Source organism: Salinarimonas ramus (assembly GCF_014645695.1).
Classification (GTDB): Bacteria; Pseudomonadota; Alphaproteobacteria; order Rhizobiales; family Beijerinckiaceae; genus Salinarimonas; species Salinarimonas ramus.
In genome coordinates this window covers 1-8,723 of the sequence record NZ_BMMF01000025.1, presented here as the reverse complement: position 1 = coordinate 8,723, position 8,723 = coordinate 1, and the positions used below count along the sequence as shown (strand labels likewise).

The following is an 8,723-nucleotide window of genomic DNA, read 5'->3' as shown; positions in this document are numbered from 1 at the left end:
GTTCGCGATGCTCGCATTCGTGCTTGCGCACTTCGCCACGGAGAAGGCCATGAGTGTCGAGAGCCACCCTTATGTCGGCATGTGGGTGACGGCGGACGGCTACGTGCGCCACGAGCTGCTGCCCGACGGTCGATACGACGAAGCCCGGGGCGACCGCGAGAGCGCCTACCGGGGTCGCTACGAAATCAGCGGCGATCGCATCCAGTACTGGGACGACACGGGCTTCACGGCCGACGGCGTCTTCGTCGACGGCGTGCTCCACCACGCCGGGATGATCCTCCATCGTCGCGAAGACGGCGGCCGGTAGCAGTCCGGCCGGGCCCCCCGGCCACCAGCTCGATGAGCCTTCGGAGGCCGGCGCTCCACCGCCGACCGCCATGACCAAGACCCGGCAGGCGCCGGGTCGGGAACGGCGCGTGCGACCGCGCCGGCGCCGGCCCGCGCCTCCGCTCGACCGCGCTCAGGCGCACCTCTTTTCAACTCTCGGCCGCACCAGGCCGATCCCGTACTCGAAAGGACCAAGACCATGAACCGCTTTTCCAGCACCCTCGCCGCGTCCGCGCTCGCTCTCGCCGGCCTCGCCGGCCTCGCCGCGCCCGCCCTCGCCCAGCCCGCCTCGGGGCTGACCGCCGAGCAGGAGATCACCCTCTACGGCGCGCCTCGGCAGAACGACGGGTTCCACCGTATGCCGCGCGCGCGCCTCGACGTGTCGCAGACCGGGAGCCTCTCGGCGGGAGCCTCCGCCGGCCTCACCAACGAGAAGGAGATCACCCTCTACGACGCGCCCCGGCAGAACGACGGCTTCCACCGCACGCCGCGGGCACGCCTCGACGTGTCGCAGACCGGAAGCCTCTCGGCGCCCTTCTCCGCTGGCCTGACCGCCGAGCAGGGGATCACCCTCTACGACGCGCCCCGGCAGAACGACGGCTTCCACCGCGACCCGGCGAACCGTCGATGACGATCGCTCGCCCGGGGTCCCACGGCCCCGGGCGACCGTTCGACAGAGCAACCCGCTCGGACCCGAGGGCGGCCTCCCCGACCATCGGAGCGGCTCGCTCCCTCGGGCGTGCCCGGCGGCGTCCGGGAATACCGACGACGACAGGAGAGGTAGCATGTCAGTTCGATATAAAACGTGCCAGGTGGGAGATGTGAAGGTCTTCTACAGGGAAGCGGGTCGACCGAGTTCGCCGGTCGTATTGCTGCTCCACGGTTTTCCATCGTCCAGCCATATGTTTCGCGACCTCATCCCGCTGCTCGCGGACGATTACAGGGTCATCGCTCCGGATCTCCCCGGCTTCGGCCAGACCATCGCGCCCGAGCGCGGCGTCTTCGATTACACGTTCGACTCGCTCGCGAAGGTGATCGGTGAGTTCATGGATGCTCTCCGCCTCGACCGTTTCGCCCTTTACGTCTTCGACTATGGCGCTCCAGTCGGATACAGGGTGGCGTCCGCGTCGCCGGAGCGCGTCACGGCGATAATCAGCCAGAACGCAAACGCCTACCTCGACGGCTTCAGCGACGAATGGGGGCCATGGGAGGCATATTGGCGCGAGCCGACGGCGGCGAACCGCGAGGCTTGTCGGGAATCGCTTTCGGCCGCGGTGATCGAGAACTGGCAATACCGAACCGGAACGCGCCCCGATCAGCTGGCTCCCGACGGCTATCTGCTCGACATCGCCCTGATGTCGCGGCCTGGCGCGGAGGAGATCCAACTGGACCTCATCCTCGACTATCGAAGCAATCTGGAGCGCTACCCCGAGTTCCAGGCCTATTTTCGAGATCATCGACCGCCGCTGCTGGCCGTATGGGGGCGTCACGATCCGGCCTTCATCCCAGCCGGGGCGGAGGCGTACAAACGTGATCTTCCCGATGCGCAAGTGCATCTGCTCGACGCAGGACACTTCGCGCTCGAGACCCATAGCCAGGAGATCTCGAGCTTCATCAAGACATTCCTCGAGGGACATCTGTAGGTCTCGCCGTGGCGCCGCTCGGGACCGCCGGGACGCCTCACGCTCCCCGTTCGCTTTCGGAGGACGTCCCGGCCCGGTAGCGGAGGCCGTCGATCAGCAGGCCGACCATGCGCTCGCTCCGGCAGGGGCTGTCGGCATCGGCGACCATACACAAGTTCCCGACCGTTCTGAGCAGGTCGTAGGCGTCGGCGCCCGCGCCGATCTCCCCGGTCTCGGCGGCTGCGTTCATCAGGGACTGGAGAGCGGGCTCGAACCGTGCGCGAAAATAGGTCGGCAGAGTTTCGAAGGCCGGATCCCCGGAATACAGCGCGGACGCGAGCCCCTGCTTGGTGGCGACGAACTGCATGTAGCGGATGAGCCATCCGCGCAGCGCCTCGAGCGGCGCCCGCTCCGCGGCGAAATCCTCCGCCGCGGCGGCGCATGCGTCCACCTCGCGGCGGAACACCGCGGCGACGAGCTCGGCCCTGTTGGGGAAGCGGCGGTACAGCGTACCGACACCCACGCCCGCCTGCAGGGCGATCTCCCGTACGGGCGCATCCACGCCCGAACGCGCGAAGACGATCTTGGCGGCTTCGAGGACGGCGTCCTCGTTGCGGCGCGCGTCGGCGCGCACGCGCCGAGCGTTCTGGTCCTCCGCTTTCGAGCTCACGCGCGTCCACACCCCCGTTGACAAACGGAACAACGTTCCGTATCTCAGGATCATAAGCGGATCAACGTTCCGCTTGTCGCACGGCGGTCGTTGAGGACCGCAGGTTCAGCGGATCGCACGTCCGCCGACCATCCCTTACCTGGGCAATCCTGCCCCGATCACAATAGGTCGACAATGGTCACTCCTACTTTCAACCCCGAACGGATCTCGACGGCGTTTTTGCGTCGTGCTCCCGACGCTGACAAGGCGGCGTGGCGCGCACGCCTAGACGGTCGCGATCGTCTCGTCGCGCAGGAAGGAAAGCTCGAGACCGAGTGAGCGCAGCGTCGGGCACTCGACGACGGTCAAGTCCGATCCGAACTCGGGATGGAACCGGCACCAAGCCGCGATCACAAAGCTCTTCGGCCATGTATTGGGCTCTTATCTCTCCATCGGTCACGAGATCGCTTCCGCGAGATCCGTTCGGTGGCTGCTGGGACGAGCGCGCCTGATCATGCTCGGACATCCAAAAATGTTCTCGAGCATGAGGGCTGATGGTTCCTCCCTCCATGCTTACGAGATCAGAACGAAACCACTAATTTCAGGAGAAACGTCGATGAAAACAACCATCAAGACGGTCATCATTGCCGGCTTTGCTTTCGCCGGCCTCGCCGCGCCTGCCCTCGCCCAGCCCGTCTCCGGGCCGAGCGCCCAGCAGGAGATCACCCTCTACGACGCGCCCCGGCAGGACGACGGCTTCCACCGCATGCCGAGCGCGCGCCTCGACGTCTCGGAGACCGGCAGCCTCTTCGCCCGGTCGGTCGGCCTGACCGACGAGCAGGAGATCACCCTCTACGACGCGCCGCAGCAGGACGACGGCTTCCACCGCGACCCGGCGAACCGTCGGTGACGATCGCTCGCCCGGGGTCCGACGACCCCGGGCGCGCTCTCAATCACGAGTTTCGCATCGCAGGACGCAGGAGGTAAGCGACATGGCACTCGGCAACTCATTGGTCGTATTGATAACGGGCGCCAACAAGGGCATCGGTTACGAAACAGCTCGTCAGATCGGCGCGGATGGTCATACCGTTCTGGTCGGCGCCAGGGATCGAGAACGAGGCGAAATGGCTGCGAGCCGCTTGCGCGATCATGGTGTCGACGCTCGGTTCGTGCAGCTGGACATCGGGAATGCGAAGTCCAGAAACAACGCTTCCGGGGAGATAAGAACAAAATTTGGTCGTCTCGACGTACTCGTCAAAAATGCCGGAACCGGCGTTAGCGGTGACGGACCTCCGGCTTCGGCGGATCTCGCTCAGGTACGTCGTCTTTTCGAAATCAACTTCTTTTCGACCCTCGAAGTCATACAGACGATGCTTCCACTGCTTCGTAAATCTGAAGCTGGCAGGATAGTGAACGTCTCGAGCAGCCTCGGGTCCCTTTCGCGACATAGCGACTCCGATTGGGAGTTCGGCCATGTCCGACTGACCGGCTACAATTGCTCGAAGGCCGCGTTGAACATGGCTACCATCCTGTTGGCGAAGGAGCTCGCAGCAACAGGAATCCTGGTCAATTCGGTCGCCCCGGGCTTCACCGCGACTGACCTGAACGGCGGTGGACCGGGAGCACAATCGCCGGCGGAAGGTGCCAAGGCCTCGGTCGAAGTGGCGCTGCGGATGCCGGGCGCAGCCGGCGGCTTCTTCACCTTGGAAGGTCGCGAGTCGTGGTAAGTCGATCACGTCAGCTCCCATGGGCAGGGGCTGCACGGGAGCGGCGTTCGCATAGCCGACGACGGCCGCCGAGCATGGGTCATCCGCGCCATGCGCCGACGCGTCGGCGCTGCCGTACGAAAGCTCGCAGGTGGGCTCTTTCGCCGGCTCACGCCAGCGCTCGTAACCCCGCAGTGACCGCCGACGCCATCTTCGTCACCTCTGCGCGGGAGGGCGTCGCACCGAGGACGACCATCCGCCAGTACAACGGCGCCGGGATCAGATCGAGCGCGAGCTTCGTGTCCAAGCTCGCGGGCAGCTCACCGCGCGCCACGGCTCGCTCCAGCAAGCCCGCTCCTGGAGCGCGCCTCTGCGACGCGATCCGCGTGTTCAGCCCACGCATCTCCGGTGATCGCGCCGCCTCCGCATGCAGATCCGGCAGAATGCGCCGCACCAGCGGATGCCGGAGCACGACGCGCAGCCGGAACAGGAAGTCCGTCACGTCGGCCTCGAGCGACCCCCGGTCCTCGATCACGGCCATCCGCAGGCCGAGCGCTTCCACCGCCTCGGCGGCGAAGGCGCTGCGGGACGACCAGCGCCGGTAGATCGCGGCCTTGCCCGCCCCCGCACGGGCGGCGACCCGCTCGAGGCTGACGGCGGCGAAGCCCTTCTCCGCCCACTCGGCGAAGAAGGCTTGGTAGAGGGCGTCCGTCAGCTCGGCCCGCGGCACGGCGGCGCCGGACGGCGTCCGCTTCTTTTTTTGGTCGGAACACTTGCGTTCCATCCGAGGCGCCTCCACCTAGTCGATACGATACCGTTCCATCCGATAAGGGAGCATTCCATGGCTGGCAAGTTCGATACGTTCGGGGACCTGCTGAAGGGCGCGCTGGGCCCAACGCTCGGTCCCGCCGACGAGATTCTCGATCTCTTCGCCGAGGACGTGATCTTCGAGTTCCCCTACGCGCCGGAGGGGCTTCCGAAGCGCCTCGACGGGCGCGACCGGCTGGCCGCGCACTTCGCCCGGCTCGGCCCGCTGATCGCGTTCGACCGCTTCGATCTCGAAGCCGCGCACGTGTGCGGCGACACGGTCGTGATCGAGTTCACCTGCGAAGGCCGCGGCGTGGAGACCGGCGTCGCCTACGACCAGACCTACGTCTCCGTCGTGACCCTCCGGGACGGGCGCATCGCGCGCTACAAGGACTATTGGAACCCGCTGGTCGCGCTCGCGGCGCTCGGGGGGAGCGAAGCGGCGGGCATCTCGTTCGACGAGGAGGCGCCCCGTGTCTGAGCGCATTCTCGTCACCGGCGGTACCGGCACGACGGGTAGCCGCGTCGCGCGGCGTCTGGCGGAACACGGCATCGCCGTCGCGGTGGCCACGCGCCGCCCCTCGGCGGATCACGAGGTGGCATTCGACTGGGCGGATCCCGCGTCGGCCGCCGCTTTCGACGGCGTCCGTGCCGCCTACCTGGTCGCCCCGACGGATCGCACGGACCATCTGGCGCTGATGCGGCCGATCCTCGAGCGGGCGATGGCGGCGGGCACGCGGCGCTTCGTGCTGCTCAGCTCGTCGCAGCTCGCGCCCGGCGGCAATATGATGGGCGAAATCCATGCGTGGCTGGCCGAGAACGCGCCCGAATGGGCGGTCCTGCGACCGTCCTGGTTCATGCAGAACTTCTCGACCGGCCCGCACGGCCGGACCATTCGCGAGGAGAGCGCCATCTACAGCGCGACCGACACCGGCCGCGTCGGCTTCGTCAGCGCCGACGACATCGCCGCCGCGGCGGTGGCGGCACTGACCGGCGAGCGCTCCCTCGACGGGGACGCCGTTCTCACCGGCCCCGAGGCGCTGAGCTACGACGACGTCGCGCGCCTCGTCTCGCACCTGCTGTCGCGCCCCGTCCGGCATGTGAGGCTCGGCACCGAGGACCTCGTCCGGCGTCACATGGCGCTGGGGTTGCCGCGGAGCTACGCCGAGGCGCTGGCGCAGCTCGACGAGGTCATCCGCGGCGGAGGCGAGGATCGCACGACCGATCAGGTGCTCCGGCTGACGGGCCGGGAGCCGACCTCGTTCCGGATGTTCGCCGAGGGTAGCCTGTCTTCGTGGTGAGAGGACGCCGCCGCAATCGTGCGCCGGCGCCCCCGTGCTGCTGCACGAACGCAACCGGCGCAACGGCCGTCGGGGCCGCGATCGCTCGCCATCGGGCCGGCGCCGTCGGCTCGTCTCGGCGGGAGGTCAACGCTTCGTGAGGAGCTTGCGAAGGAACAGCCGACTTTCGTTTCCCGGATAGCCGGGCAACTCGCCGAAGCGCTCGTAGCCGAGCCGTTCGTAGAAGCCCGGCGACTGGAACGTGAACGTATCGACCCACACGCCGCGGCAGCCTGCAGCCACGGCTCGTCGCTCCGCCTCCTCGACCAAGGCGCGCCCATGCCCGCCGCCGCGAAGAAACTTTGGCACCGCCAGTATTTGAATGTACAGCCAATCCCAGTTCAGCTGGCCGACGAGGCCGCCGACCACATGAGCTTCGTGCCGAAGCACGAGGGCGAGTGTTCGGGGTTCGAATGCGAACCCGCGCTCCCTGCTGAAGACGTCGAGCGGTGCGAGGATCGCGTTTCGCACGTCGTCCGACGGTTCGTCGATGATCGAGATGGCAGTGGTCATGAGCGTGGTTCCTTCCTTGGAGCCGCGAGCGCGCTCCATCGTCGACGCCTCGAGCCGACCGACGCGTCGGCCCGCTGGCCGACGTCGCTCGCGGCGCGCGTTGGCGACGTGTTCACGGCGCCAGCTCGGTAGCCGCGGCGATCGCCTCGCCGAGCCTGGCGATGGCGGCGCTGCGCATGTCCATCGATGCGTCCGTCTGCGTGACATAGATCGCCGAGACGAAAGGCCGACGATTCGGCGGCCATAATATCGCTACCGCGCCGCGCGTGCCGTAACCGCCGGCGCCGGTCCGGTCGCCGACCCGCCAGTCGCCGGGCACTCCTGCGCGAAGCAGGGGCCCGCCGACCTCGTTGTCGAGAAGCCAGCGCGTGAGCTGCGCGCGCGACCTCACCGACAGCGCGTCACCGAGCACCAGACGCTCCAAGGTCGCCGCCATGGCCGCCGGGAACGTCGTGTCGCGGAGATCGCCGGGCGTGCCCTCGTTGAGCGCCGTCTCGCGCCGGTCGAGACGCGTGACGTCGTCGCCGAGCGAACGCGCGAAACGCGATCGGATCGTCGGACGCTCGCACGTGCAGGCCCGTCGCCGCGAGCGTCGCGAAAGCTGCGGCCAAGAGGAAGAATCTGCGGTGCATCCATGTCTCCGGATCGAAATAGCGACCGCTCTCGTCGGTCGTCTTCGAATGTGTGCGGGCTGCCGATGCGCGGTGGGACCGCGCATCGGAGCGTGTCGCGGTCGGCTCGCTCGAGCGGGTCACCGCGTCGAAGCGAAGCCGGCCGGTGTCATCGACGGTTCGCCGGGTCGCGGTGGAAGCCGTCGTTCTGCCGGGGCGCGTCGTAGAGGGTGATCCCCTGCTCGGCGGTCAGGCCAGCGGAGAAAGGCGCCGAGAGGCTTCCGGTCTGCGACACGTCGAGGCGTGCCCGCGGCGTGCGATGGAAGCCGTCGTCCTGCTGGGGCGCGTCGTAGAGGGTGATCCGCTCCTGCGCGCCGAGGCCGGCGATGGGCGCCGCCGAGAGGCTGCCGGTCACGGAGACGTCGAGGCGCGGTTGCGGCGCACGGTGGAAGCCGTCGTTCTGCCGAGGCGCATCGTAGAGGGTGATCTCCTGCTCGTCGCTCAGCCCGGAGAGGGGCTGGGCGATGGCGGGAGCGGCGAGGCCGGCGAGAACGAGGGCGGACGCCGCGAGGGTGCTGGAGATGCGGTTCATGGTCGTGGTCCTTTCGAGTGCGGGATCGGCCCGGTACGGCCGAGGGTTGAAGGAGGTGCGCTTGCGCGCGGTCGAGCGGAGGCGTGGGCGGTCGCCGGCGCGGTCGCGTGCGCCGTTCCCGACCCGGCGCCTGCCAAGCCGTCGTCATGTCGATCTGCGGTGATGCGCGCTGCCGCGCTCTAGCTAGGCGGCGAGAACCGGCGCCGAGGCCGGCGGTCGGCCTGGCCGACCGGATCCTCCGCCGGACTGTTACCGGCTGCCGTCTTCGCGACGACGGAGAGTCATCCCGGCGTGGCGGAGCACGCCGTCGATGAAGACGCCGTCGGCCGTGAATCCGGTGTCGTCCCAATACTGGATGTGATCGCCGATGACTTCGTAACGACCTTGGTAGGCGCTCTCACGGGTTCCCCGAGCTTCGTCGTATCGGCCATTCGGCAGCAACTCATGCCGGACGTAGCCGTCCGCCGTCACCCACATGCCGACATAAGGGTGGCTCTCGACACTCATGGCCTTCTCCGTGGCGAAGTGCGCAAGCACGAATGCGAGCATCGCGAAC

Annotated in this window: 12 protein-coding genes and 1 pseudogene; 7 read left to right on the top strand and 6 right to left on the bottom strand. The window is 67.9% G+C overall.

The window, feature by feature from the left end; all coding sequences use genetic code 11:
• The first annotated feature begins 49 nt into the window (after nucleotides 1–49).
• From IEX89_RS23960 to IEX89_RS23950, 3 genes are all read left to right on the top strand, one after another.
• Nucleotides 50–307, top strand: coding sequence for an Atu4866 domain-containing protein (locus tag IEX89_RS23960; protein ID WP_188915818.1), 258 nt, complete (start codon nucleotides 50–52; stop codon nucleotides 305–307).
• A gap of 219 nt (nucleotides 308–526) precedes the next feature.
• Nucleotides 527–958 carry a hypothetical protein gene (locus IEX89_RS23955; RefSeq protein ID WP_188915817.1) on the top strand — a complete coding sequence of 144 codons (432 nt, stop codon included), beginning with the start codon at nucleotides 527–529 and terminating at the stop codon, nucleotides 956–958.
• A 154-nt stretch (nucleotides 959–1,112) separates the two neighbouring features.
• Nucleotides 1,113–1,970 carry an alpha/beta fold hydrolase gene (locus tag IEX89_RS23950; protein WP_188915816.1) on the top strand — a complete coding sequence of 286 codons (858 nt, stop codon included), beginning with the start codon at nucleotides 1,113–1,115 and terminating at the stop codon, nucleotides 1,968–1,970.
• A gap of 37 nt (nucleotides 1,971–2,007) precedes the next feature.
• Here IEX89_RS23950 and IEX89_RS23945 read toward each other — a convergent pair whose 3' ends face one another.
• Nucleotides 2,008–2,583: a TetR/AcrR family transcriptional regulator gene (locus tag IEX89_RS23945; RefSeq protein ID WP_244645674.1), complete on the bottom strand. Its 576-nt coding sequence runs from the start codon at nucleotides 2,581–2,583 to the stop codon at nucleotides 2,008–2,010.
• 631 nt (nucleotides 2,584–3,214) lie between these two features.
• On the opposite strand from IEX89_RS23945, the gene IEX89_RS23940 reads away from it, so the two are divergent.
• Nucleotides 3,215–3,508 (top strand): hypothetical protein, encoded by a 294-nt coding sequence (locus tag IEX89_RS23940; RefSeq protein ID WP_188915814.1) that lies wholly within the window; start codon nucleotides 3,215–3,217, stop codon nucleotides 3,506–3,508.
• A gap of 82 nt (nucleotides 3,509–3,590) precedes the next feature.
• Nucleotides 3,591–4,325, top strand: coding sequence for an SDR family oxidoreductase (locus tag IEX89_RS23935; RefSeq protein ID WP_188915813.1), 735 nt, complete (start codon nucleotides 3,591–3,593; stop codon nucleotides 4,323–4,325).
• Between the two features lie 148 nt (nucleotides 4,326–4,473).
• Here the strand turns inward: IEX89_RS23935 and IEX89_RS23930 are convergent, their stop codons facing one another.
• Complete coding sequence (locus IEX89_RS23930) at nucleotides 4,474–5,088, bottom strand: TetR-like C-terminal domain-containing protein (protein WP_188915812.1); 615 nt, start codon at nucleotides 5,086–5,088, stop codon at nucleotides 4,474–4,476.
• A 57-nt stretch (nucleotides 5,089–5,145) separates the two neighbouring features.
• On the opposite strand from IEX89_RS23930, the gene IEX89_RS23925 reads away from it, so the two are divergent.
• Both IEX89_RS23925 and IEX89_RS23920 read left to right on the top strand, forming a co-directional pair.
• Nucleotides 5,146–5,592, top strand: a complete 447-nt coding sequence (locus tag IEX89_RS23925) for a nuclear transport factor 2 family protein (RefSeq protein ID WP_188915811.1) — start codon at nucleotides 5,146–5,148, stop codon at nucleotides 5,590–5,592.
• On the top strand, nucleotides 5,585–6,412 hold the full coding sequence (locus IEX89_RS23920; RefSeq protein ID WP_188915810.1) for an ergot alkaloid biosynthesis protein: 828 nt from the start codon (nucleotides 5,585–5,587) through the stop codon (nucleotides 6,410–6,412). Before IEX89_RS23925 ends, IEX89_RS23920 begins: the two co-directional genes overlap by 8 nt.
• 126 nt (nucleotides 6,413–6,538) lie before the next feature.
• Here IEX89_RS23920 and IEX89_RS23915 read toward each other — a convergent pair whose 3' ends face one another.
• The 4 genes and pseudogenes from IEX89_RS23915 to IEX89_RS23900 all read right to left on the bottom strand — a co-directional run bounded on the left by IEX89_RS23915 (nucleotide 6,539) and on the right by IEX89_RS23900 (nucleotide 8,716).
• Nucleotides 6,539–6,964: a GNAT family N-acetyltransferase gene (locus IEX89_RS23915; RefSeq protein ID WP_188915809.1), complete on the bottom strand. Its 426-nt coding sequence runs from the start codon at nucleotides 6,962–6,964 to the stop codon at nucleotides 6,539–6,541.
• A 112-nt stretch (nucleotides 6,965–7,076) separates the two neighbouring features.
• Nucleotides 7,077–7,523: pseudogene (locus IEX89_RS23910) on the bottom strand (serine hydrolase); the annotation flags it as partial.
• A gap of 221 nt (nucleotides 7,524–7,744) precedes the next feature.
• The gene (locus tag IEX89_RS23905; protein WP_188915807.1) at nucleotides 7,745–8,167 is read right to left on the bottom strand and encodes a hypothetical protein; all 423 of its coding nucleotides are present in this window, start codon (nucleotides 8,165–8,167) and stop codon (nucleotides 7,745–7,747) included.
• A gap of 249 nt (nucleotides 8,168–8,416) precedes the next feature.
• The gene (locus IEX89_RS23900) at nucleotides 8,417–8,716 is read right to left on the bottom strand and encodes an Atu4866 domain-containing protein (protein WP_188915819.1); all 300 of its coding nucleotides are present in this window, start codon (nucleotides 8,714–8,716) and stop codon (nucleotides 8,417–8,419) included.
• Between the last annotated feature and the right edge of the window lie 7 nt (nucleotides 8,717–8,723).